Annotated in this window: 19 protein-coding genes and 1 pseudogene; 12 read left to right on the forward strand and 8 right to left on the reverse strand. The window is 56.3% G+C overall.

Annotated elements, in window-relative coordinates; translation table 11 throughout:
* Positions 1-11: 11 nt before the first annotated feature.
* Both xylB and FMM01_RS15240 read left to right on the forward strand, forming a co-directional pair.
* The gene (gene xylB / locus FMM01_RS15235) at positions 12-1,517 is read left to right on the forward strand and encodes a xylulokinase (protein WP_146994878.1); all 1,506 of its coding nucleotides are present in this window, start codon (positions 12-14) and stop codon (positions 1,515-1,517) included.
* Positions 1,518-1,737: 220 nt separating this feature from the next.
* Positions 1,738-2,743 (forward strand): annotated as a pseudogene (locus FMM01_RS15240) (aldo/keto reductase).
* 100 nt (positions 2,744-2,843) lie between these two features.
* On the opposite strand, the gene FMM01_RS15245 reads toward FMM01_RS15240, so the two are convergent.
* The 7 genes from FMM01_RS15245 to FMM01_RS15275 form a co-directional block, all read right to left on the reverse strand.
* Complete coding sequence (locus FMM01_RS15245; protein WP_150393093.1) at positions 2,844-4,547, reverse strand: adenine deaminase C-terminal domain-containing protein; 1,704 nt, start codon at positions 4,545-4,547, stop codon at positions 2,844-2,846.
* Positions 4,548-4,615: 68 nt separating this feature from the next.
* On the reverse strand, positions 4,616-5,671 hold the full coding sequence (locus FMM01_RS15250; protein ID WP_063515742.1) for an ABC transporter substrate-binding protein: 1,056 nt from the start codon (positions 5,669-5,671) through the stop codon (positions 4,616-4,618).
* A 27-nt stretch (positions 5,672-5,698) separates the two neighbouring features.
* Positions 5,699-6,730, reverse strand: coding sequence for an ABC transporter ATP-binding protein (locus FMM01_RS15255; RefSeq protein WP_223849977.1), 1,032 nt, complete (start codon positions 6,728-6,730; stop codon positions 5,699-5,701).
* 12 nt (positions 6,731-6,742) lie between these two features.
* Positions 6,743-7,543 (reverse strand): ABC transporter permease, encoded by an 801-nt coding sequence (locus tag FMM01_RS15260; protein WP_150393094.1) that lies wholly within the window; start codon positions 7,541-7,543, stop codon positions 6,743-6,745.
* A complete protein-coding gene (locus FMM01_RS15265) occupies positions 7,536-8,366 on the reverse strand; it encodes an ABC transporter permease (RefSeq protein ID WP_150393095.1) in 831 nt (276 codons plus the stop codon). The genes FMM01_RS15260 and FMM01_RS15265 overlap by 8 nt, the downstream gene beginning before the upstream one ends.
* A gap of 434 nt (positions 8,367-8,800) precedes the next feature.
* Positions 8,801-9,718 carry a nucleoside hydrolase gene (locus FMM01_RS15270; protein ID WP_150393096.1) on the reverse strand — a complete coding sequence of 306 codons (918 nt, stop codon included), beginning with the start codon at positions 9,716-9,718 and terminating at the stop codon, positions 8,801-8,803.
* An 18-nt stretch (positions 9,719-9,736) separates the two neighbouring features.
* The gene (locus tag FMM01_RS15275) at positions 9,737-12,283 is read right to left on the reverse strand and encodes a TIM-barrel domain-containing protein (RefSeq protein ID WP_150393097.1); all 2,547 of its coding nucleotides are present in this window, start codon (positions 12,281-12,283) and stop codon (positions 9,737-9,739) included.
* Positions 12,284-12,690: 407 nt separating this feature from the next.
* Between FMM01_RS15275 and FMM01_RS15280 the strand changes: the two genes are divergently transcribed.
* The 10 genes from FMM01_RS15280 (at position 12,691) to FMM01_RS15325 (ending at position 25,139) form a co-directional block, all read left to right on the forward strand.
* Positions 12,691-13,728 carry a LacI family DNA-binding transcriptional regulator gene (locus FMM01_RS15280; RefSeq protein ID WP_150393098.1) on the forward strand — a complete coding sequence of 346 codons (1,038 nt, stop codon included), beginning with the start codon at positions 12,691-12,693 and terminating at the stop codon, positions 13,726-13,728.
* A 238-nt stretch (positions 13,729-13,966) separates the two neighbouring features.
* Positions 13,967-15,778 carry a beta-glucuronidase gene (gene uidA / locus FMM01_RS15285; RefSeq protein WP_150393099.1) on the forward strand — a complete coding sequence of 604 codons (1,812 nt, stop codon included), beginning with the start codon at positions 13,967-13,969 and terminating at the stop codon, positions 15,776-15,778.
* A gap of 19 nt (positions 15,779-15,797) precedes the next feature.
* Positions 15,798-17,228 carry an MFS transporter gene (locus FMM01_RS15290; protein ID WP_150393100.1) on the forward strand — a complete coding sequence of 477 codons (1,431 nt, stop codon included), beginning with the start codon at positions 15,798-15,800 and terminating at the stop codon, positions 17,226-17,228.
* A 63-nt stretch (positions 17,229-17,291) separates the two neighbouring features.
* Positions 17,292-19,886, forward strand: coding sequence for a glycoside hydrolase family 30 protein (locus FMM01_RS15295; RefSeq protein ID WP_223849978.1), 2,595 nt, complete (start codon positions 17,292-17,294; stop codon positions 19,884-19,886).
* Positions 19,879-21,762, forward strand: coding sequence for a DUF2264 domain-containing protein (locus FMM01_RS15300; RefSeq protein ID WP_150393101.1), 1,884 nt, complete (start codon positions 19,879-19,881; stop codon positions 21,760-21,762). The genes FMM01_RS15295 and FMM01_RS15300 overlap by 8 nt, the downstream gene beginning before the upstream one ends.
* Positions 21,763-21,798: 36 nt before the next feature.
* A complete protein-coding gene (mgsA, locus tag FMM01_RS15305) occupies positions 21,799-22,215 on the forward strand; it encodes a methylglyoxal synthase (RefSeq protein ID WP_027828140.1) in 417 nt (138 codons plus the stop codon).
* Entirely contained in the window at positions 22,208-23,065 is an 858-nt protein-coding gene (locus FMM01_RS15310; protein WP_190973397.1) for an aminoglycoside 6-adenylyltransferase, read from the forward strand. The genes mgsA and FMM01_RS15310 overlap by 8 nt, the downstream gene beginning before the upstream one ends.
* Before the next feature lie 107 nt (positions 23,066-23,172).
* On the forward strand, positions 23,173-23,907 hold the full coding sequence (locus tag FMM01_RS15315) for an L-ribulose-5-phosphate 4-epimerase (RefSeq protein WP_150393103.1): 735 nt from the start codon (positions 23,173-23,175) through the stop codon (positions 23,905-23,907).
* Positions 23,908-24,021: 114 nt separating this feature from the next.
* Positions 24,022-24,678 (forward strand): SDR family NAD(P)-dependent oxidoreductase, encoded by a 657-nt coding sequence (locus tag FMM01_RS15320; protein WP_150393104.1) that lies wholly within the window; start codon positions 24,022-24,024, stop codon positions 24,676-24,678.
* A gap of 110 nt (positions 24,679-24,788) precedes the next feature.
* Positions 24,789-25,139, forward strand: coding sequence for a hypothetical protein (locus FMM01_RS15325; protein WP_150393105.1), 351 nt, complete (start codon positions 24,789-24,791; stop codon positions 25,137-25,139).
* Positions 25,140-25,209: 70 nt separating this feature from the next.
* Here FMM01_RS15325 and FMM01_RS15330 read toward each other — a convergent pair whose 3' ends face one another.
* Positions 25,210-25,683, reverse strand: coding sequence for an S-ribosylhomocysteine lyase (locus FMM01_RS15330; RefSeq protein WP_027828135.1), 474 nt, complete (start codon positions 25,681-25,683; stop codon positions 25,210-25,212).
* Positions 25,684-25,699: the final 16 nt, after the last annotated feature.

The raw sequence follows: 25,699 nt of genomic DNA on the forward strand, positions 1-25,699 counted from the left end.
GGCTTGCATACATGAAAGAGTATGTTCTTGGCGTCGACCTCGGCACCAGTGCGGTAAAGGTATCCGCGGTGGACCGGACGGGGCACATCGCGGCCCAGGAAAGTTATGACTACCCGCTCAGTCAGCCGCAACCGGGGTACAGTGAACAGAACCCGGACGAATGGGTCAACGGGACGGCCGTGGCTATCGTCCGGCTGATTTTGAACCACCATATTCAACCAGAAGAAATCGCCGGAATCAGTTACTCGGGTCAGATGCACGGGCTGGTTCTGCTGGATGCGCAGCATAAAGTATTGCGGCCGGCAATGCTGTGGAACGATACCCGGACTACGGCCCAGTGTCAGGAGATCGAAGCCAAACTGGGAGACCGGTTCATTGAAATCACTGGAAACCGGCCGCTGGAAGGCTTTACCCTGCCGAAAATCTTGTGGGTGAAGGAGAATGAACCGGATATTTGGGCCAAAGCCGCGACGTTCCTGTTGCCCAAGGATTATGTCCGCTATCGCATGACCGGGAAGCTAGCCATTGATTATTCCGATGCCACGGGGACCGTGATGTTGGATATTAAGCAGGGCGCATGGAGTCAAGAAATTCTGGATGCCTTCGATATTCCCGCCAGCATGTGTCCGCCGCTAATCAACTCCGTGACGGAAGTCGGGCCAATCAGCGAGGCCTTCGCGATCTTTTCCGGCCTGCATCAATCCACCCGGGTCTTTGGCGGCGCCGCCGACAACGCGGCCGCGGCCTTAGGGGCTGGGATCATTGCTCCGAACATGGTGCTGTGCAGTATCGGCACCTCCGGGGTGATCCTCAAGCACGAGGCTTCGGCGGATACGGCCTATCACGGTGTTCTCCAAATGGAGGATCACGCGGTTACCGGCCAGTCGTATTCCATGGGCGTGACGCTGGCCGCTGGGTATTCCCTGAGCTGGTATAAACGGACCTTCGCTGCCCACGAAGACTTCACCCATCTAGTCAACGAGGCGGCCCAATCCACGGTCGGCGCCAATGGTTTGCTATTCACCCCGTACATCATGGGCGAACGGACGCCCTACGCTGATGCCAATATCCGCGGGTCGTTCATCGGCATTGATGGTACCCATCAGCGCCCCGACTTCACCCGCGCCGTGCTGGAGGGCATCATCTTCTCTTTCCGCGACCTGCTGGATATTTATGATGCCCAGCACCAGACGTACGACACGATCGTATCCGTCGGCGGCGGCGCCAAGAGCCCGCTCTGGCTGCAGATCCAGGCCGATGTGTTCAACACGCCGGTGGTCCGGTTGGAAAACGAACAGGGGCCCGGCATGGGGGCAGCAATGCTGGCTGCTGTCGGATTGGGCTGGTTCGCTTCCTTTGCGGATTGTGCCAAAGAATTTGTCCACTACGGCCAGACCTATCAGCCGAATGCAGATAATGCCCAGCGGTATGCGGCACTGCACCAGATTTATCGTCAGGTTTATGGTCAAACGAAAGACCTGAGCCGGCAGTTGTTACAGTACCGTCAAGCAAAATAAGAGGAGCGCAGCTGCGTTTCTGTTCGCCAGTCATGGTCGCCATTACGGGGCCATGTTTTTTTGCGCCGGGACATATGCCAAAGTTAATTGATAACCGCACTCTATATCGGGTCATTGAGAATTGGTATTTCTAATAACAGCAAGGACCAGTTACACTGAAGGATGGTCAGGAAAAGACCATTGGCAACTGGTAAACGACTACAGAGAGGCGTTAATTGATATGGACTATACAACACTAGGCAGCACCGATATCAAAGTTTCAAAGATCTGTGTCGGCGCGATGAGCTTCGGCCAGCCCCGGCACGATGCACGAATGGACGTTGGATTATCCGGCCAGCGAGAAAGTGATTAAGGATGCATTGGCGTTAGGTATCAATTTTTTCGATACCGCGAATGTCTACTCCAAGGGTACGAGCGAAGAATACCTAGGGCGGGCATTACACCAGAATATTGCCCGGGACAAAGTTGTGCTCGCGTCAAAGGTTTACTTCAATCCTGGCCGGCTGTCCCGCCAAGCGATCCAGCGGGAAATTGACGGGTCGCTGAAACGGCTGGGCACAGATTACCTGGATCTCTATATTATTCACCGGTTTGATTACGACACGCCGATTGAAGAAACGATGGCCGCCCTGAACGATCTGGTCAAAGTTGGGAAGGTGCGGGCCATTGGCGCGTCGGCGATGTATGGCTATCAGTTCTATAACATGCAGCTGGCGGCCCGGGATCATGGTTGGGCGCAGTTCCAAACCATGGAAAACCATTACAATCTTCTATATCGGGAAGATGAGCGGGAATTGATCCCGATCTGTCGGCAGATGAATGTGTCCTTAATGCCCTATAGCCCACTGGCGGCGGGACATTTGAGCCACACTGGTTGGCGTACCGATACGCTGCGCAGTCGGACGGATAAAGTGGCGATGGGCAAGTACGATAAGACGGAAGCAGAGGATTATCGTATTGTCCAACGGGTCGCTGAATTGGCGGCCAAGTATCAGGTATCCATGAGCCAGATCGCATTGGCTTGGCAGTGGGCCAAAGGGGTCGCCGCGCCAATTGTCGGGTCGACGAAGGCGGCCCATTTGGAAGAAGCGGCGGGCGCTCTGGCCGTGCATTTAACACCCGCCGATGTGGATTATTTGGAGGCCCTTTACCTGCCCCATCCCATTGTCGGCGCCCTGAATCAGAATCCGCCGGCGGGGACAGTCTTGATCGATGAGAAAAAGTAGAGGACAGGAAAAAATGCTGCCAGCGTGACGTAAGACCACGGTGACAGCACTGATTAGTTGTTCATTAAAGGGTGAGGACGGCTGACGTTCGCGCCTATTTTTATTCAGCAAATAGTGGAATCTTGACCTGACTCTTCACGTCGAACAATCCCTTATCCGACATCTTGAAAGCCGGTGACACCAGGAGCGACAAGGTGGAGAACGACATGATTTCGTTGGTGTTATGATACCCGAGGTTTTGCATCGCCTGCCGGACATCCGCAATTTGTTTGCCAAGCACCGGGATCGGGGCATCGCTGACCACGCCGCCAATGGGCAACGGGGCGTTGGCGACGATCTGCTCGTGCTGCGCAACGACATAGCCGCCTTGTTCGGCAATCAATTCGTTTTGGGCAGCAACCATATCGGCAATAGTCGTGCCCATGACCATGACATTGTGGTGGTCGTGGGCCCATGTGGCCCCCACTGCGCCGGGGCGGCTCAGCGCGCCTTTCACCAAACCGAAAGCAATATGGCCGCCGTGACCGTAACGTTCCTGGATCATGAGCAATGCCAAGTCGGCATCCTGCCACTGTACCAAATGATCCTTAACAGTGAGTTTAACTGGGACGCGTTTGGTGAACGTCCCCACCGCGGCGATCTCGATGACGTTCGCGGTGACTGCTGAGACGTCATCCGGTACGCGCAATTGCAAATCGGCAGCGGTAATGGGCTTCGCCTGGACCGAGTGCCGAAGATCCGCGCTGAACGCGTGAGGATCGGCGGGGCTTTGGTCCGCAGCCGGTTCGACCAGTTGACCGTTCTTATAGACGGCGACCACGTCGAAGGCCTGCAGGTCGCGGAGAATAATAAAGTCGGCGACCCGGCCGGGGGTGATGCTGCCGCGATCCCATAAGCCCATGTGCCGAGCCGGGGTGTAGGTGGCCATGTAAATGGCGTCCACCAGATCCAGCCCAAGGCTGATGGCTTGCTGGACGATCTTGTTCAGATGGCCGTGGCGCAGATCGTCGGCCATGACATCGTCGGTGACCAGGGCGACATTCTCAAATAACTGATGATCCTTGACGGCAGCAATATTTTCTGCGGTCAGGGATTTCTTCTGCAGCTGGACAAACATGCCGTTGGTGACCTTTTCCAAAATCGACGCGGGCGTCTGCTGTGTATGGTCCGACGTGATCCCGCTGTAGATAAACTTGGCCAGGTCTTCCCCGGTGTACTTGGGACAGTGGCCCTCCAAGGGCATCGTCGGCCGTTCCCGCCGGCATTCCGCGATCAGTTGGCGAATCAGCGAATCCGGTTCGGAGGTGATGCCTTTGAAGTTCATGGCTTCGCCCAGACAAATAATGCGCGGGTCCTTCAACAATTCCTTGGTCTCAGCGACTCCAATGATGCCGCCGGTGGTCTCCAGCTCTGGCTTGGTGGAGGGCACCGAAGAAGGAATGGCGTAGAACACATCAATGTCGCTGGGCTGGGCCATGAACTCCTGCAGCCCCTTCAAACCGGCCACGTTGGTAATTTCATGGGCGTCCGCGATCACCGTCGTCGTCCCGTGCGCCGCCACCGCCCGGCCGAACCGGGTCGGGGTGGTCATGGAGCTTTCAATGTGCATGTGCGAATCCACCATTCCGGGGATCATATACGTCCCGGCGAGATCAATGGTTTTCTTCGCCTCCCCGGTAAACGTTCCCGGTGCCGGCAGCCAGTAAAATTTACCGTCCAGCACCGTCACATCGGTCTCAATAAACCGATGCAGCGCGCTGCTGAAGACGTGCCCGTTCGTGAGTAATAAATCGACAGTTGTCATTTCGAACCCTTTCTATCTGAGTGGAACTAATTTCATCAACAGACCGAGTGCCAATGCGTAGCAAGCGACTACTTATTCATCAACGAATTCCACGTCTTGATCCAACCGCTCAAATGGCTGTTCACATAATCAAAATCAATCGTCTTCGCCCGCTTGGCAATGGCCCCATACGTCTTATTCTTTGCATTTGCCGCAGACAATTTAACCGTATCGTTCACCGGTGCATTATTCAAGGACTTGGGTTCCGCTGCCTTCGCCTGCGCCGTCTTGCTCAACCGGTAGCTCAGGTACGCATAAGCCGCCTTGGTGTTCTTGCTGCTCTTCAAAATGCTGGCTGTATCATAGTTAGCGTAAGTTCCGCTGGCCGGTACAGTGTAGACAGCGTTGCTGTCGGCGGCTTGAATCATGCCCACCGCGAAGTCGCCGACGACAGCGGCGGTGATTTCACCGGATTTGAACATATTAGCCAGATCGGAAGATTGGGTATAGGTCTTGACGACGTTGGGCTTCAAATCGGCTAGGGCTTTGAAAGCCGCCTTGCCGTTATCCTTGGTCACCGGTGTGCCGGCGTGGTCGCCTGCCACATAAAGCATTGCCGGACCAAAGGTGGTGGTGATGTCGGGAATCGCGATCTTGCCCTTCAGCTTGCCGCTCCAGAGCTGATCCCAGGATGTGATCTTGCCAGTCTTGCTGGGGTCGTAAATGATGCCGATGCTGTTCACGGTATACGGCACGCTGTTCGTTTCTTTGGCCAGCTTCTGCTGGGCGCTGCTCAAGGTGTTGAAGTTCTTGATTTTAGAAAAGTCGAGTTTCTTGAACAGGTTTTTCTTATTGCCCGACAAAGCGTTATTTTGGGAAAGCTCGATCACATCCACGGCGGCGTTGGGATTATGGGCTACCTGGGTGAAACGCTGGCTGCTGTCGCCGAATTGGCTCTGGACTTTGGTGCCGGACTGTTTGCTGAAAGGATCGAAGATATCGCTGGTCATTTGTTTTGTAGACAGGCCAAAGGTGGAAACAGACAGACTGCCGCCGGAAGCGGCGGCCTTGCTGCCGCAGCCGGCAAAGAGCACAGCGACAGCGAGGACAGCAACAGATAGGGCAGCACGGGAAAATTTCTTCATTTTATTGAACACTCCTATTGTGATTGACTAGGCTTCTAACGGCAGCAATTGGTCAGCGGGCAAGGTGAAGTGCAGCGGGGCACCGATGGCCACGGGGGTCTCGGTGGGGCCGTCGATCTGCAGGGTACCCAGAGGACTATCGACGGTGTAGCGGTAGGCACTGCCCAGATACGTGCGGATGGTGACCTGACCGCTGAGCCCCTGATCATCCGGACTCAGTTGAATCTGATTGGGCCGAATCGTCAGGACCTTGGCATCCGGTTTTGTGGGCCCCGTCACGGCGACGGTTTGATCCCCCACCCGATAGGCATGATCCGCCACGGTACCGTTCACCGGCAGAAAGTTTTCGAAGCCGATAAAGCGGGCCACAAACTCCGTCTGGGGATGGTGATAAATCTCTTCGGGCGCGGCATATTGTTCGATCTTGCCCTGATTCAAGACGGCCACTTTATCCGAAATGGCGAAACATTCTTCCTGGTCGTGGGTGACAAAGATCGTCGTGGTGTGCAGCTGCAATTGCAGCCGGCGGATTTCTTCCCGCATCGCCACCCGCAGCTTCGCGTCCAGATTGCTGAGCGGTTCATCCAGCAGAAGCAGGCGGGGGTCAACGACCAGCGCCCGGGCTAAAGCGACCCGCTGCTGCTGGCCGCCGGAGAGTTCCTGGGGATAGCGTTCCGCCAGGTCGGTCAAGCCAGTAGTTTGCAGAATGGCGGTGACCTTCGCGGTAATATCGGCTTTGCTGAGCTTTTGCCGCTTCAAGCCGTAAGCCACATTGGCGAAGACGGTGAGGTGGGGAAACAGAGCGTAACTCTGGAACACCATGCTCAACCCGCGCTTGTAGACCGGCACGCGGCTGATGTCTTCGTCGTCCACCTTGATCGTCCCGCTGGTCTGCTGGAGCAGGCCGGCGATGATGCGCAGCGTCGTGGTTTTACCGCTGCCGCTGGGTCCGAGCAGGGAGACCAGCTGGCCGTCGGCGACGGCGAGGGATAAGTCGTGCAAAATGGGATCGCCGTGACCGTATGTCATGGCCAAAGAATCGAGTGTCAAACGAGCCAAGAATAGAACCTCCTAATTGGTTTCGGTCGTGGTCAACGCGCCCACGCCCAGCAGTTTTTCCATCAGCAGCATCAGTACCGCGGTGAAGAGCATTAAGACAACGGACAGTGCCGAGACGGTGGGGTCGTAGTTGTTTTGCAAATAATTCAGGATCGCTGTCGGCAGCATGTTCTGGCTGGGCCCGTTCAAGAAGAGCGAAATCGGGATGTTGTTGAACGAATTGATAGAGCACAGCATGAACGCCGCCACGATACTGGTGCGAATATTCGGCAGGACGATGGTGAAAAAGGCCCGCGGCCGACTGGTTCCCAAGGTCCAAGCGGCTTCTTCAATGTGCGGGTCCAGATGCAGCATGCTGCTGGTGACCAGCCGGATGACGTAGGGCAGGCACAGCAGCAAGTGGCCGATGAGCAGGCTGGGCCACAGCGGCAGGCGCCAGGCGATGACCAGAGTTTGGTACAGGGCGAAGCCGATGACGATTTCCGGGATCAGCGTCGGGCTGAGAAAAAGGGTCTGGAACCAGGCCTTCTTAGGAATGTCGAACCGGGTCAAGGCGTACACCGCCGGTACCCCGATGAGCAGGGCCAGCAGACTGGCCAGCAGCGCAATCGTCAGACTGGACTGGAAGCCGTCTACGAAGGCCGGCTGGGTCCAAATATTGGCGTACCAGGCGAGGGTGAACCCTTTAATGGGGAACGAAATCGTCGGTTCGGTGCCAAAGGACGTCACGACGACGATGCCTAGGGGCAGGATCAGCAGGGCGAGGACGATGACGCCGATCAATTGGAGGACGTGATTGTGCCGATCAAGCATGATCCACCCGCCGATCTAGCCGTCCGGTGTACCACCGAAGCAGGCCTAAGACGATGAGGGACAGAACAATCAAGACCATGGCGACAACGCTGGCGTTGGTCCAATTGCCCAGGGTCATGGCTTGCTGATAAATCAAGGTGGACATCACCAAGTGGCGGTTGCCGCCCAGTAATTGCGGGGTCGTATAAGCAGTCATGGCCCCGGAGAAGACCAGGATGGCACCGGTGAGAATAGCCGGGGCCATCTGGGGCAGGATGATTTCCCGGAGAATGGTGAATGGCCGGGCACCCAAGACAGCGGCGGCTTCCTCAATTTCCGGATTCAACCCATTGGCACTGTCCACGAGGGTGGTGATCATAATGGGCAGAAAGAGGTAAACGGAGCCGATGACGATCGCCGTATTCGTATACAACAGAGTGAGCGGCGCACTGATCAGGTGCAAGGCCTGAAGCATGTTGTTCAAGACGCCGTTTTTCCCCAGGATGATGATCCAGGCAAAGTTGCGGACTACGGCGTTAGTCAGGATCGGGAAGAGAATGATCACGGAGAGAAACTGGCGCCAGGACATGCTCTGCCGGCTGATCCATAGCGCGGTGGGCAAGCCCAGCAGGACGGTGATCACTGTCGTGACCGTGGCAATCGTCAATGTTCGGAATATGACTTGCAGATCGTAGTTGTTTTGCAAGAACTGGGCATACAGGGCAATCGGGTTTGCCCCGGAGGTGACGGTGGGAATCGCGATTTGAATCAAGGGAAACAGGGCAAACACGATAATTCCTAATGCTGCCGGTATCAACAGTAAGAACCGGTTGGCTTTTTGCATGATGCCATCCTTTCTGGTTGAGAAATGTTGAGTTAAGGATAGCACGAAAAAGCGAACGATAAAAGGATAATTTCGATTAGATATTCGTTTAATGTTCGGGTTTGACTGAAAACGGTGGTTATTATTTGGGGAGAGACGGGCTGAGGAGAAGTTTCTTCTTTGTACGCCGTGCCAATGCTCCGCAAGCTGCGGCAAAATTGGGCTGGAACGCTGTGACGGCGCTTGGAGCCCGCTGCACGGTCTCCAAGTCGCCTAACCACATCGGCGGCAAGCCGCCGTGTGGTTTCCACAGCTGAGCCCATTTTGCCTCCGCTTGCTGCGCATTGGCACTAGGTCTGCTTTAATTTCCAACTTTGCTTTAGTTCTCGATAAAAAATACCGCCTTCCGGAATATGTTCCAGTGAAAGCGGTATTGGTCACATGACAATATAATTTTACTTTGTTTGAGTCAGGGCACTTACGAACCAATCGGTAAATCGGGATGCATTTACCGCGGTAGCGACTTGGGCGTTGGGCCGTTCGTGCAGCCGGTCTTGGAGATCGACTAAGGAGGTGCCGGCGGTATAGGTGCCTTGGGTTTCGATGGTGACATTGGTGGCGGCCAGGGTGAACAGATCGGGTTGGGTCAACAACGCAATGGCCAGAGCGTCGTAGATTTTCAACCCGGTTTGGATGCTGCCGCCGCGGTAGTGGGTGAAAAGGTGATAAAACATATCGCCGACTGTGCCAAGTTGGCGGATTTGGGCGGTCACGGCGGGCATGATTTTGGCTTGCGTGCCGACTTCCAGCGGGGCCATTTTGATTTTGACCCCGGAGCGGAAGACGATGTCGGCGGCTTCCGGGTCGGCGGCGAAGTTGAATTCGGACAGTACGCCCCAATTGCCCCGGCCGATGGCGCCGCCCATCAGCACGAGCTGATCGATGCGCGCCCGGTCGGCGGGGTATTGGTGCAGGTAGAGGGCAATGTCGGTGAGCGGACCAATAGCCACCAGGGTGGTCTTATCACGCTGCTGGCTGACGACGGCGTGCATGGCGGCTGCGGCAGTAGTCGTGGTATCCACCGGGACGGTGGGCGCTGGAAAATCGTAACCGGCCAACCCGCTGACACCATGGATGTTGCCGGCGTTGATTGGCAGCCGCAGCAGGGGCCGCTGACTGCCGGGAACGATCCGGACGGTTTGGTGCAGGAGCGTGAGCAGCTTCCGGGTGTTGTCGGTGGTATGGACCAGACTGACATTGCCGGCGACCGGGCAAATGAGTTGCACGTCAAGCTGCGGGTCGGCCAGGGCAATGGCGATGGCGACCGCGTCGTCGATGCCAGGATCGGTACTGATAATAACTGGTGTGGACATACGCTCTTCCTTTCTCACTTAATAATCAATGATAATTGTTACGTCGGTGTCGATGGCTTGGGCCGGCAGGGCGACGGTGATGCCGCTGCGCGGGGCGATGGGGGCCAGCGGCCAGGCGGTGAGCGGGCCCATCTGCCAACTAGGCGCGTCCGTGACCGGCTTGAGGGCTTCGCGGAGCTTGCGGGTCTCGCCATTGCTGGTGACTTGAATCGTGTGCGGGCGGGCGTCAGTGGCCACTTGCAGGAGCACAAGTGGGGCTTGGTTCTGATCGGTATAGGTGCCTTGGGTGGCGTTCAGAGTGAAAATGATTCGGCGGCCGTCATCCGTGGCACGCAACGCCGTGGTGGCGAATTCGCCATTTTGATAGGCCAACGTGGCGCCGTCATCGCTGTAAACGGTGGTTTCACTGGGCCGCGGCCCGGGGAAATACGTGACGATGCGGGTATCCGCGGGATATTGACCGGGGGTCAAGTGGACCGGTACCCGGGGCAGCAGGGCCCCAGCCCGGACGAAAATCGGCGTCTGGGCCAGGGGCGCCGGATAATCGGCTAAGGTTTGTCCGCCGGCATACCGCTCCCCGGTAAACAAGTCTTCCCAAGTGGCGTGGGGATCAGGCAGATACAGATGCGGCACCCGGGCACTGCCGTCCCGGGCGAGGCGATACGGACTGGTGACCGGTGCCACGAGCAGATCATCTCCCAGCAGGAACTCAGTATCGGTGTCACTGCCGTAGGTATAGGCGTCCGGTTCCAGCCAGAACAGCGGCCGGACAATGGGCGCCCCCGTTTCCCGGGCGGTGTGGGCCAGCGTATACAGATAAGGCAGCAGCGTGGTCTTGAATTGCAGATAGGCCCGGTTGATCGCAACAAAAGGCTGGCCAAAGACTAAGCCCATGTTTTTCGGCTGGCTGCCCCAGCCGTCCATGTTCAGTTGGATGGGGGTAAAGGATTTCCACTGCAAATCCCGGGTCTGAATCAGCGGGTCGCGACCGCCGTAGATACCGTCGATATCGCTGCCGACATTGGGGTTGCCAGACAGGCCGGTACTCAAATACGTGGCAATGTGGCTGCGGATGTTTTCCCAGTCATCGCCGCCTTGATCGCCGCTCCAGATGCTGGTGTAGCGCTGGGAACCAGCCCAGCCGTCCAGACTCATGATGAACGGCCGGCGACCGTGGCCGGCTTTGGTCATCGCGGCCGCCGCGTCGGCGGTGGCGTGCAGGCCGAAGGTATACCCCTCACCGACCCAGGCCACGTCTGTCTTCACCGCGGCGACGCCAGCCGTGCTGACTTCTTGGCCAATGTCCCGTTCACCCTTTTGCGGGTGCTCCGGATCATTGGGGTGGAGTTTTTCTTGGGTCCACAGGCCCACAGCCACGCCCTGATCATTGGCATAGGCCGTGAAGTCCCGCAGATTGGCTAAGTCGCCGGCAAAATCGGCCGTTTGGCCATAGCCGGCACCGTAACCGTCGTTAGGCAGGAACCAGCCAATCGGCATTTTGTTTTGCAGATACCGATCCAGCACCGCCCGGGCCGAGAATTGAGCACTGGCGCCCTCGCCATTCAGCGATTCATGTACCGCCCCGGTGGGGTTGCCTTGTGCATCGTGTTTGGTGAAAGTCACCGGCGCCGCGCCCACGTTGGGCACCAGGGTCTGCCCAGCAACCGTGATCGCGCCGGCCCGGTAGCCGGTGTTAAACGTCTTTTCGCTCACAGGCTGGTATTCCTTGTACCACTGACCGTTCGGAAAAAGGATCGCGCCGACGGAATTCTTAGTTACCGGCAGCCAATAATCTCGGTTATAGGCGTTCAAATGGGCCGGATAGAAACTGAACCGCGGGGCCAGTACTGGCTTGCCGGTCAATTCGTGGTAGCCGTGGATCAGATGGGTCGGATCTGGGCCTAGGATAATATAAACATCAAAATACGGGTCATCGTGGGATAACTGGACACCGTGGGCGGGGGTACTGAAATCATAAAGCCCCGGAGTGAAGGTGTTGACCAGCACACCGTAACCGGCGGTGGACCAATAGAAGGGCACCGGCGAGGCAACCCCGCCGGCGGTCCACAGATTGGTATTGGCAATCGTCACCCGCTGTCCGCGCAGGGCAAAGCGGCCGTTTTGCGTGCCGCCGCCGAAGAAGTACTCGTCTGGAGAAAAGGTCAGCCGAGCGGTCCACGTCTTACCCGCGTCGTCCCAACTGGGCAAATGCAGATCGACGATGGCACCATGGGGCCCGCTAATGTGCAGCGTCCCATGGGCCTTTTCCCAATCGGCTTGGTAGGCATCGGCGGTGGTCAGGGTGTAGTGATCGTTGTTGATCACGATCGGTGTCTCGTCCGTTTGCCCGCTGCCGCCGGTGGCGACGGTGTGGTCGCCGTTTTTATCCACTTGGACGTCCGCTGGAACAGTCGGCCGATCTGGGAAGTGGTCAGTCTGGCTGACCTGTACCCGCACAATATGGTCATTCACCCAGCTCAACTGTCCGTGCAGTTTGGTGGTGGCGATACTGAATATTCCGTCATGATACGATTCTTGCTGAATGGCCTGCGGATCTTGGACCATGAAAACCAACTCCTTTTTGTCTTTTCTTGAGCGGATGGCATTTATTCACTAATACGCGAGTGCCAATGCGGAGCAACCGGAGGCGGAATGGGCTCAGTGGTGGAAACCACACGGCGGCTTTGCCGCCGATGTGGTTAGGCGACTTTGAGACCGCGGTTTTTGCGGGCTCAAAGCGCCGTCACCACTAGCTTCGCAGGACCGGCTACGCACTTGCTGCGCATCGCCAGCCCAATTCCGCCGGAGGTTGCGCAGCTTTGGCACGGCAGTCTGCGAAGAGCGCCATGCCAACCTATTTTCTTCCATTATCACATAGGCCAGAAAAAATGGTACCGATACCGAGGAAAAAACGAGCCGTTACCGGCCAAAAGATTACTAAAACATGATAGGATAGTTGTATTAACACCATTGTGAAGGCTTTCGCCTATTACACGGAAAGCAGGAAAAAGAAAACGACTACCATCAAAGATATCGCCAATAAAGCAGGGGTCTCGATTTCCACTGTGTCACGCATTTTGAATTTCGATACCACCCTGTCTGTCACCGACGCGACCCGGGCCCGGGTGCTGCATGTGGCGGAAGAAATGGAATATAAACCCCGGCGGAAGAAGACTCCGAAGACCACGACGAAGATCGCCGTGATTCAATGGCATAGCGAGAAGCAGGAATTGAATGACCTGTATTATTTGCAGATCCAATATGCCATTGAGAACACTGTCCAAAGCAGCGGGGCGGCGCTGCAATACGTGACCACGGAAAATTTCAACGAAGCCGTGAACAGCACGTTCTCTGGGATCATTGCCCTAGGCAAGTACGGTCATCAAGAGATGCTGGATATTGCAGCAAAGAAGCTGCCGGTGGTTTTCGTCGGCCAAAATTCTTTGGCGGACGGCTTTGATAGTGTGACCAGCGATTATGTCAGCCCCGTGAAATGGATCATTGATCATTACTTGGCTGCCGGCATCCAGGACATTGGGCTGATCGTCGGCCAAGAGGCGACCAGCATCGGCCATCAAGAAATCAAGGACACCCGCTTGCAGGCTTTCGAGACCTTTGGCCAAGCAGCCGGGGTGTATACTCCGGAGCATGTTTTCGTGGGGGCCTTCACTCCGGAATCCGGGTACGCGTTAATGAACGAAGCCATTGACCAGTTGGGCGACAAACTGCCCCACGGCTTCATTGTGGGTAACGATGCCATGGCCGTGGGCGTGATCCGGGCGCTGAACGAACACGATCTGCCCATTCCGGAGCGGGTCAGTTTAATCAGTTTTAACGACGTGGCCGTGGCTAAATATACGAGCCCGCGGTTATCGACAGTACATGCCTACACGGATCTGATGGGTGCCGGGGCGGTCCAGCTGTTGCAGGAACGGATTTCGGATCCTAAGCGGGTGGCACGCCAATTCAATTACGCGACCAAGTTGATTTTACGGGAAAGCAGCAAATAAGTTAAGCCGATAGTCGTTTGCGAGACTGGGCCGAGCGATTGCTCTCCAGTCTCTTTTTTGTAGCCTTTGCCCATTTTTACTAAAACGCGAATGCCGATTAAAAGCTTTTTGATAAGGCACATACGGTTCGAATACATAAAATTGGTAAAACTTTTATTGACAGTTTTACTAAAATTCAGTACGCTATTTCCTGTAAGCAATTTTCGAAAGCGAATTAGTTACGGGAGGTCACTCAAAAATGGAACAAAGTTTATTATACCCAGTCGTCAATGCCGTCCGCACCGATCAAAAACTGGATGGGCTCTGGCGCTTCTCCTTTGATGCGGTGGGCGTTGGCCCACAGGAGGGCTGGGCCAAGCACTTGCCCAAGGCCGTCGATATGCCGGTACCGGCCAGCTTTAATGATTTCTTCACGGATAAAGATGCCCGGGAATACACTGGGGATTTCTGGTATGAGAAAAAGTTCTTCGTGCCGGCGGATTACCAGGGCCGTTTCGTGGGCCTGCGCTTTGACGCGGTGACCCATCGGGCGACGATCTATGTCAATGGAGTCAAGATCCGCAGCCACGAGGGCGGCTTCCTGCCATTTGTGGCGGACGTGACCGATGCACTGCATTACGGGGAAGAAAATACCGTGGTGGTGCAGGGCAACAACGAACTGTCCCGGGAAGCCCTGCCGGCCGGTGATACGATCACGTTGAAGAATGGGAAGAAAATGGTCCGGCCTTTCTTCGACTTCTATAACTACTCCGGCATTAACCGCTCTGTCCATTTGATTACCTTGCCCGAGGAACGGATCGAGGACTATACGACTGATTTTGCTCTGGTTGGTGCGGACGCGGATGTGCACTATACCGTGACCACGACGGGGGAACACGATGTTGTTGCCGTTCTGCGGGATGCGGACGGCCAAGTCGTGGCTGAAAACATCGGCAAACAAGGCACGCTGCACGTGACTGATGCCCACCTGTGGAACGTCCGCGCGGCTTATCTGTACACTTTGACGCTGCGAATCACCAACGACACAACGATCGTGGATGAATACAGTGCCGAAATCGGCATTCGGACGATCAAGATCGTCGGGACAGAGATCCAAGTCAACGGCCAATCCGTGTACTTAAAGGGCTTTGGCCGGCACGAGGATTCGCCCTTTGCTGGACGGGCTTTCGACCTGAATGTAGAAAAAAAGGATTTCTCCCTGATGCAGTGGAGCGGGGCTAATTCTTTCCGGACCTCCCACTATCCCTACGATGAACAGGTTTATCAAATGGCCGACCGGGAAGGTTTCCTGGTCATCGACGAAGTGCCAGCGGTCGGCTTCAAAATGGCCGCGGCATCCTTCCTGGGCGGGTTGAATCAATCCTTCTTCAAGGGTCCCTGGATCAAGCCGCTGCATGCCAAGCACTTGGACCAGATTACCGACATGATCAAGCGGGATAAGAACCACCCTTCCGTCTTTGCCTGGAGCCTGCTGAATGAACCGGATACGGTGACCGAAGAATCGGTCCCGTACTTCAAACAGATTTTCGCGGAAACCAAGGACTTGGATCCCCAAAGCCGGCCGCGCACATTCAGCCTGAGCGAGGACGATACGATTGAGACCTCGAAGGACTTGGATTTCCCTGATATCTATCTGTTGAATCGGTATCCGGGTTGGTACCATTATGCCGGCTACCAGATTTCTGACGGCGAGGCGGGTTTACGGGAAGAAATGGACAAGTGGGCCGCCAGCGGCATTAATAAACCCATCGTCTTCACTGAATTCGGCGCTGATACGGAAGCGGGTTTGCACAAACTGCCCAGCGTGATGTGGAGCGAAGAATATCAAGTCGAAGTCTTGGAAATGTTCAGCCGGATCTTCGACAGCTACCCGTTCATCAAGGGCGAGCAGGTGTGGAACTTCGCCGACTTCCAGACGGTGGAAGGCAACATGCGGGTCAACGGCAACAAGAAGGGGATCTTCACCCGGGATCGCCAGCCTAAGGCGGCAGCGTTCTTTTACCACAAGCGGTGGACTAACATTCCGCTGGATTATAAGAGCAAGAAATAGCTTAGGAGGCTAAAGAACAATGGATCATTCCGCACCTGATTTGGAAGCCAATAATCCCTTCACATGGAAAGAGCAGCTTGGTTATGCCATGGGGGACATTGGGAACGGCTTCGGGTTCCAACTCGTCAGCAACTACCTGATGATTTATGCCACCAACGCTATCGGTATTGCCCCGTGGATCACGGCGATCCTGCTGCCGGTACCGAAATTGGTCGGCGCCTTCTCCGATGTTTTTGTCGGCCGGATGGCGGACAATGGCGCACTGCACGCAGACGGCCGGTTTATTCCCTGGATGCGCAAGTGGCGCTACCCGCTGCTGCTGTCCATGGTCTTGCTCTTCCTGCCGTTCATCAGCAGTTGGAGCATCATTGCCCGGTCGCTCTACTTATTCGTTTTCTACATTGCTTGGAACATTTTTTACTCAGCCGTGAACATTCCTTACGGTTCGCTGGCTTCGGTGGCCACGCCCGTGGTGGCTCACCGGGACAAGTTGTCTAATGCCCGGGGCTTAGGCTCTTCCATCGGTGGGTTGCTGGTCGGCTATATTCTGCCGCTGCTGGCGTATACCACGATCATTCGGGACGGCAAGCCGGTGAAGGTCGTTTCTGGTCAGCATTTCATGTGGATCGCCATCGTATTCGCGGTGCTGGCCTGGGCGGCGTATGAAATTACGATTCGGCTCTGTAAAGAACGGATTCGAGTCGATAAGTCCGAGCAGCCGAAAGTTGATCTTCTGAAATTACTCAAGTCCCTCTTCACCAGTCGCGCGATGACCGCCATCGTCGTAGCCGCGCTGATCCTGATCCTCAGCTCGGTGCTGACTGGCTCGATCAATACGTATCTGTACACGGATTACTTCCGGGATAACGTCACGCTGGCCTATGCCCAAGTGATGGGGTCGCTGACTTCCATCGTGCTGGCCCCGTTTGCTCCGGCCATCACCCGCCGCTTCGGCAAGCGCGAGGCCTGCGGGGTGGCTCTGCTGAGCAGCTCCGCCCTGTACTTGATCATGTACTTCCTGCACATTACCAATCCGTGGGTGTTCGTGGTCTTCCTGTTCTTCTCTCAACTGGGTTCTGGGCTGTTCAATCTCATGGTTTGGTCGTTCATCACCGATGTGATCGATGACCAGCAAGTGCGCACCCATACCCGGGAAGACGGTACGGTGTATTCCGCCTATTCCTTTGCCCGGAAGATCGGCCAAGCGGCGGCCGCCAGTTTGGGCGGTTTGACCTTGGCCTGGACCGGTTACCAAGCGGCCCAAAACGGGGTCGGCGTAGCCCAAACAGCGGGTACGCTGAGCCGGATCTATACGGCTTCCACCGTGATTCCGGCCATCACGTACCTGATCATTGCCTTGATCCTGCTGTTCTGGTATCCGCTGTCTAAGAAACAATTACTGGCGAACCAAACAGAACTTGCTGGCCGGCGGGCGCAAGGGATCGAATAATCGTTAAATAGAAAGCTGGGCCCTGGCCTGGCTTTTTGTTGGTAAACTGATGATGACGCTATCATGGATTTGAGAAAGGACGATTCGATGACCACCACCTTCACGATCAATGGCCGGGACATTCACACCGACCAGGGCGACGCCAATACCTTCAAGGGCTTTGGCTACCTGAACTGCAATAACTCCTCCCGCTTGCTGTTGGATTACAAATGGCAGCAGCCTGAGGCCTATCAGGCGTTGTTACATATTCTCTTCGGCGGGCCGCACCCGTTGATGCGGATGCTGAAAGTAGAACTGGGGGCTGACGCCAACACCTCGTCGGGGACGGAACCCAGTCCCAAGCGCAGTGCCGTTGAACCGGCGGATGTTCGGCGGGGCGTGGGCTTCCAGCTGATTGCGGACGCCAAGAAGATTCAGCCGGACTTAATGACTTCAATTCTGCGCTGGGCGGAGCCCGGCTGGCTGAAGGCGGACTGGCGCAATGCCCGGACGGATGACCTGGACGCCCGGGTGCCGGAGGCGGCTTTTGAACCGATGTATCAATACTACAAACAGACGATCATTGCCGCTTGGCAAACCTACGGCTATTTGTTTGACTACATCGACCCGGATCGGAATGAGACCCGCCATCCGATGGTCCGTTTCATCAAGTGGTTTGCCCAGCGATTGCGGACGGATAACGAGGGCTTTCCGGAAGGATTCCCCGTCGCTCAGTATCAGGCCATTAAGCTGATCGCGGCGGATCAAAATACGGATACGAATTTCGGCGACATGATGTTGGCCGATCCGGCGCTGCGGGCGGCGGTGCCGGCGGTGGGGTATCACTATCGCACCAGTGATGGTGATAATCAGCCCTTTACTCAGCTGGCGGATACTTACCACCACGAAGTCTGGTACAGCGAAGGGGTCGGGCCGATGACGGCTGGCCGCCTGCGCCAGCAGGATACCCGGGGGATCGGCATCGGCGGCACCCAGAGCGCACTGGATATTGCCAACCGCTTGATCAAGAGTTGCGCTCAATCCCGCCGGTCATTGTATATTTTTCAACCGGCCTTGGCGGGTTTCTATCCCGGCGTGCGCTATGCTCATAAGGAATTGATCGTCGCCCAGACCCCGTGGTCCGGGTATTATCAGGTCGACAATATCGGTTTGCAGGTGATGAAACACTTCAGTGATTTCGCGGTCGCCGGATGGAATCGGCAAACCAATGGTCAAAGCTGGCGGTACATCACCAGCGCCACAGCGTCAGCCGCGGCAGGCACCGAAAACCTGAGCCAGCCTGCGGGCGCGCCCAGCTACATGACCTTGGCGGCGCCGGACGGTGCGGATGTATCGACGATTTTTGTCAACGATACTGATCAGGAACAGACCTATACGGTGATCTTGACTGATCTGCCAGCGGCACATAAGCCGTTCAATATTTGGGAAACTCGGGGCGCAGACGCCCCGGAGGAAGACTATGATGCCCATGTGAAACAATTGATCGGTACCGCCCCCGTGACTGACGGCCGCTACACCGTGACCATTAAGCCCCATGCGGTGGTGACTGTGACTACCTTGGACCGCAGCGCGGATCCGGCCGTGATTTATCACCGCTTGACCGCGGCCGCGGCGGATACGCCCCTATATGAAGACCCGCACCATGGTATTTTGTTCCAAGACGACTACAGTTACGCGGACATGCCGGCGGCGTATTTAGCCGACCGGGGCGGTGCTCCGCGCTACACCACAGATCTTGGCGGTGCTTTTGAAGTGGCCGGCGGCAAGCTGGTCCAGCAGATCACAGAAACGGAGAGGGCCCTGGATTGGGAATATTCCTGCCCGCCGAACTTCACGATCGGTGACGATCACTGGGAAAACTACAGCGTCCGGCTGGGCTTTGCTTTCGACCTGACCACCCAGCAGAACACCACCGATGGCAACTTCATTGCCTTGGGGATCCGGGAACAAAACGACTTTGACGGCGATGTCATGGCTGCCCCTTATGGCCTGCGCCTGACGACTGCGGGCCATTACGAATTCTGGGATCAGGGCCGCATTGTCCAGCAGCACTGGCAGGGCGACTTTGATCCGACAACGGACCACGAATTGCAGATCACTGGCAATGCCAACTTGATCACGGTCCAGCTGGACGGCCAAGAGATCGTCCGTTACTTGGCAACCGAGCAGCCAGCGCTGAGCGGACGGGTGAAGGTCGGTACGGGGTATTACCATACGGCGATCACCTATCTGATCGTCCAGCAGGTGCCAGGCCAAGTGACCATGAGCACGACCCGCTGGGATGATTTGGATCCCCGCCTGACCTTTGTTGGCAATTGGCAGCGCGAGGCCAACCGAGACAGTAAGAACTGGGAACGGTCGTTATCTGTGGGCCAAGCCAGCGCCCAGACGCCGACGAGTGTCCAATTCTCCTTCGCCGGCACCGGCTTTGTCCTGATTGGCGGCGGCAACCGGGACGCCCTGCTGAACATTTACGTGGACGGCGGGCCTGTGCAAATATTAGCGACCCCGCTGCCGACAGCGGAAAAACAGCCCAACCTGGTGGTGCCTGGTTTACCGGCTGCCCGCCACGAGGTCACCGTCGAAGTGGCCCGGGGGACGTATACTTTGGACGCCGTGGAATTCATTACAGAAGAGAGCGCAAGTGCTAATGACTGAGACTTTATTTAATGCCCAATTGACCAAGAACCCGTTGCGCAGCCGCCAAGACGCGCTGGCGGCGTTGCTGGATCTGCTCACCCCCGCGATGCGGGTGATGCTGACGGAAAAGCGGCCTGGCCGCTTCAAACTGAGCCATTCCGGCGCGGTCTATACCGAAGATCGGACAGAAATCGAAGGGTTTATGCGCCTGCTCTGGGGACTGGGTCCGTTATTCACTGATTCCGAACAAATCACGGCGCATCTGGACTGGTGGGAATTCACGACCACCAGCATTACCACCTGCACGAACCCGGCGTCGCCGGATTTCTGGGGCGCGCCAGCCTTAGCAGATTATGATCAGCTGTTTGTCGAAATGGGCGCCTTGACCGCCTTTCTGTTCGAGACCCAGGCAGATTTTTGGGATCACTTGGCGGCCAAAGACCAAACCAATATTTTAGACTGGCTGGAACAAGTCAACCACCACGTGATTCCTAAGACCAACTGGCTGCTGTTCCGGGCCCTGGTCAACGCCTGGTTCGTTCACGTCGGCCACGCGGAGCACAAAGCATTGATCGACGCCGATCTGGCTATTACCAATAGTCATTATTTAGACCACGGCTGGTCCTACGACGGTTATCGGGACCAGATCGACAACTACATTCCGTTTGCCTACCAGTTCTTCACGCTGCTGTTTATCCAGTTCACCGGGTACGGTGACCAGCAAGAAACCTTGATCCGGGAACGGGCCACGGCGTTTGTTAAGAGCTACGCCAACTGGTTCGCGGCGGACGGGGCAGCGCTGCCCTTTGGCCGAAGCTTGGACTACCGGTTTGCCCAGGCGGCGTTTTGGGCAGCCTGCGCCTTTGCCCATGTCGACCTGCCGGCGGGCTATACCCTGGCCGATGTCAAACATTTGCTGTTGAATAACCTGCGCTGGTGGTTCAAGCAGGATATGTTCCAAAGCGACGGCCTGCTGCCGGTGGGTTATGCTTATCCAAACATGAACTTTGCCGAAGGCTATAATGCGCCAGCATCGGCGTATTGGGCGTTGAAGGTGTTTATCTTCATGGCCCTGCCAGCGGATGATCCGTTCTGGTCCGCCAAGGAAGCGGAGACGTTCCAATTTGAGCCGGTCAAGACCCAGCCCGAGCCGCGCATGCTGGTGGTCCACTCCAAGACAGGAGCAGAGGTGCAAGCCTTCACTGCCGGCCAGCACAGCTTTGAACACGCCCACGCGGCGGCCAAGTATGAGAAATATGTCTATTCCAGCTCCTTCGGCTTTTCCGTCCCCAAGGGCACCACGCTGCTGAAGCAGGGGGCCTTCGACAGCACCCTGGCCGTCAGCGAGAGTAAGCATTTCTGGCGGACCGCCTTTGGTTACGCCGATTACGCGATCCATGACGACTACGTCTATTCCCTCTGGCAGCCGTGGCCGGACGTACAGATCGCCAACTTCGTTGTGCCGGCGATGCCGTGGCACGTGCGGGTACACCAGATTCAGACAGCACGCACGCTGCATGTGGCGGAGGGCGGCTTTGCTGCGCCGGACAGCGGCACTCCAGATGAGCAGGAGCTGGCAACGCCGATTCCCAATAGTGTGTTTTATCAGACCCCGGTCGGCATCGTCGGCATCGTCGCCCCCACCAAGGATCTGACGGTGACCCTGGCGACGCCGGAACCCAACACCAATATTGATTTTCCTAAGACCCGGATCCCCATGCAGACCGGCGTTTTGCTCCCGGGGACGCATACCCTGGTGACCCTGTTTCTGGGGGACCGGGAGTTAGAAAGTCTGGTCCACGGCCATATCCAGGTGCCGGCAGTGCAGTTGACCGGCAACCAGTTAACGATCGCTGACCACCCGATTACCCTCACCGAATGGCCGACGGTATGATATGCTGACGGTGTTAAGAAGAAGGGAGCGTTTCATTTGAAAATTGCTTTGATTGCCCACGATGCCAAGAAGCCGGAAATTGTCCGGATCGCCACGGCCTATCAAGAAATTCTGCGCCAGCACGAGCTGTATGCCACCGGCCATACCGGTCAAGTGATCAGCGACGCCACTGGTTTAAAAATTCACCGGTTTAATTCCGGCCCGCTGGGCGGCGACCAGCAAGTTGGCGCCTTGATTTCGGAAAACCAAATGGATCTGATTATCTTTCTGCGCGACCCGCTGACCGCCCAGCCCCACGAACCGGATGTAAACGCGCTGCTGCGGCTCTCCGATGTCTACGACGTGCCCATTGCCACCAATGCCGGCACGGCGGAAGTACTGTTGCGCGGCTTAGCCGCCGGCTTCCTGGATTTCCGGACGATCGTGCACGGGGATGAAGAAAAACATGAGTGAGACACCGGGAGAAATGCTGGCCCAGGTATTGGCGCTGGTGGAACGGGATACCAACGTTCAAGCCGTGGGGGTAGAAGGATCGCTCAATGACCCGGGGAAAAAGGGCGATGCCTGGCAGGACTTGGATGTCACCCTGTTTGTGACTGACGCGGCGCCGAAATATGCGGCCCCTTATTTGGCGCTGTTCGGTACTCCGACGATCGTCCGGCATTTTCACGAAAAGGATCTGTGGGGTCAGGGCGGCGTTTATTGGGAAACTTTTCTCACCCGCTATCCCGGCAGTCAGCGGATGGATCTGAAGCTGGCGCCGGCGGCGGTGATTGACGATTACTTAGCGGCGGAAAGCTTGAATGCAATCGTCTGGCGGCGGGGTATCGGGCCTGTGCCCCCGCGGCCGACGGATGCCAGCAGCTTTTATTTGGCGGCGCCCACCCAGGCTGAGTTTGCTGATCACTGCGCCGAACTGCTCTGGATCGCCGGCAATGTGGTGAAGGGTCTGGCCCGGCACAATTTGATTTACGCGGCCGGTCAATTCAATGATTATTTGCGTCCGGAGTTATTTCGGTTATTGTCATGGCAGGTGACTCTGGAACGCAGCGGTCAATTCGACCCTGGCGTAAGCCATAAGGGACTGTGGGCGGCGCTGCCCACTGCCGTCCGGGATCGAGTCATGGCCACGTATGACCTGCATAACACCCTGGCGATCACCGCGGCCCTGCGCCAGACACTGGCCCTGTACACCGAAACAACGACTGCCATTACCCGATTGGGCGGGCTGACACCGCTCATTGAATTAGCCCCGGCCCTGGCGCAAATTCACCAGTGGCTGGACCAGCCGCTGACTGATTAGTCCGGACAAATATCGATAATATTATATTGATACGGACAAACTGTTGAATTGGGCCGGTCCATTTCGTACAATGGGTTTGTAAGATTATACAAGGGAGAGATTCGCGGATGTTAGACAAGTTAAAAACCGAAGTTTACGACGCCAATATGCGCCTGCCCAAACTGGGCTTGGTCACCTTTACCTGGGGCAACGTATCCGGGATCGACCGGGACAAAGGCCTCTTCGTCATCAAGCCGTCCGGCGTTGATTACGGCGATCTGAAGCCCAGCGACATGGTGGTCGTGGACTTGAACGGCAAAGTCGTCGAAGGCAACATGAATCCGTCCAGTGATACCCCGACCCATACCGTGCTGTACAATGCCTTCCCGAAGATCGGCGGCATCGTCCACACCCATAGTGAAATGGCCGTGGCCTTTGCCAGTGCCCGCCTGGATATTCCGGCGGTCAACACGACCCACGCCGATACCTTCTACAACGATATTCCCGTCACTGAACCGCTGACCAAGGCCGAAATCAAGGATGCCTACGAAGAAAATACCGGCAAGGTGATCGTCAAGACTTTCGCTGACCGCGGCTTGGATTACGACGCGACGCCCGGCTGCTTAGTCGGTCAGCACGGTCCTTTCACCTGGGGTGCGACTCCGGACAAGGCGGTTTACAACGCCAAGGTCCTGGAAGTTTGTGCCAATATTGCCTACCATGCGACGATGCTGACGCACAAGGACATCCATGTGCCCCAGTATTTGCTGGACAAGCACTACTATCGCAAGCATGGGGCCAATGCGTATTATGGCCAGAATAATCCGGACTCGAAGAACCACGCGGCCCGGGAAGAGAAGTAAATGTGCTAAAAAGCCGATGCGGAATGCATCGGTTTTTTTATTGAGCATTTTTGACTGCGACGGCCAGCAGTCGTGCTATGCTAACCGCCATCAAGAAAGAGGAGTTGGGTACAAATGAAAAATAAAATTGCATTGATCGTCGGTCCAGGCCACGCCGGTTTAGGCCAGGCCATGGCGGAACAGTTGGGGGCCCAGGGGTATACGATTGCGCTTATGGGGCGGCAGGCGGAGCCATTGGCGGCGCTGGCCAAAATCTTGGCCGGTGAGGGTGTCACGGCTTTTCCTGTGGCAGCCGATGCGGCGGATCCGACCAGCGTAACCAAGGCTTTGGCAACGATCAGCGCCCAGGGCAGCTTGCAGCTGGTGCACTACAATGCCACCCAGCGGACGACGAACAAGCCCAGTCAATTGACGGCTGCTTTGGTCACGGAGAGCTTGGCCAGCAACCTGCTGGGGGCCATCACCGTGACCAATCTCAGCTTGCCGTATGTGGAAAAGACCGGTCACGGCGTGTTTCTGTATACCGGCAGTGTGGTGGCGGCCAAGCCGGGTCCGACCGATGTGGAGCAGGCCATCGGCAAAGCCGGGCTGCGGGATTACGTTGTCGCCTTGAATAAGGAACTGCATGCCCGGGGCGTCTTTGCCGGCATGGTGACGATCAATACGTATATTCGGCAAGGCAAGGCCGGGCATATGGACCCGACAGTGATCGCCCGGGCGTTCATTGAATTGGCGACGCAGAAGAATGCGGCGGAAGTGCAGTATCATTAGGGTCAATCAGAAAACTGGCTAGCGAATGGGAGCTGCATTTATCAGAAGCCTAAAGCGTTTGCAATAAAGCCGGGCCATGATGAGATTGGTATAGAAGGGAGTGCTTGACCATGCAAAAGGCAAAGGTATTCGGCTTTTACGTGGCGGTTATTACCACGCCTTGTTTGCTGGTGCTCCATCTCGTCAATGTTTCACCGTTTGCCGATCCGACCAGTGAAATGCTCTTGCTGTTAGGATTAACTTGTGCACCAGCCCTCTTTGCTGCCGGTAAGACATACGCTGAGCGCTGGTCCCGCCGTTTTTCGCTGCCGTTATTCAGTATCATCATTATTGGTTTAGTCCTGTTGCTGATTTACACCCGTGAGAGCATTATCCAATCTGGACAAGTTGTGAATATGGTGCTGCCTTTACTGTTTCTGATCACAGGCGCTTTCCTCAGTGGTCTGATTGCTGAAAAATAGCCAAGATGCAAAATGCCCGTTCCGGACCGAAACCTGGAATGGCATTTTTATGTGGCACTGGAGTCATGTTTTAGATAACGTGTCTCTCAAACGGATCATCAGAGATCCCTTCAGTAAGAATTTTCTTCGCCCATTCCTTAGCCGAGAACAGACTATGATCCTTATAATTGCCGCAGCTTTCAATGGTCGTACCAGGTACGTCCGCCCATTGAATGTCATCGGCAATCGCCGCCAGGCTGGACTTCAGCGCCTGGGCCACTTCGGTGGTGGAATGTGCACCCCAAGTGATCAGGTGGAAGCCGGTGCGGCAGCCGAATGGTGAGCAATCGATCACGCCGCTGAGCCGGTCGCGCAGCAAGGAGGCCAGCAGGTGCTCAATCGTGTGCAGGCCGGCGGTACCGATGGCGTCAGCGTTGGGCTGCACCAGACGCAGGTCATAGTTAGAAATGAGATCGCCCTTGGGCCCGGTTTCTTCGGTGATCAAGCGGACATAGGGGGCTTTGACGGCGGTGTGGTCCAAGGTGAAGCTTTCGACTTTAGCCATGATAAAAAAACTCCTT

Origin of the sequence: Schleiferilactobacillus harbinensis (assembly GCF_008694105.1) — a bacterium.
In the GTDB taxonomy this organism is placed as follows: domain Bacteria; phylum Bacillota; class Bacilli; order Lactobacillales; family Lactobacillaceae; genus Schleiferilactobacillus; species Schleiferilactobacillus harbinensis.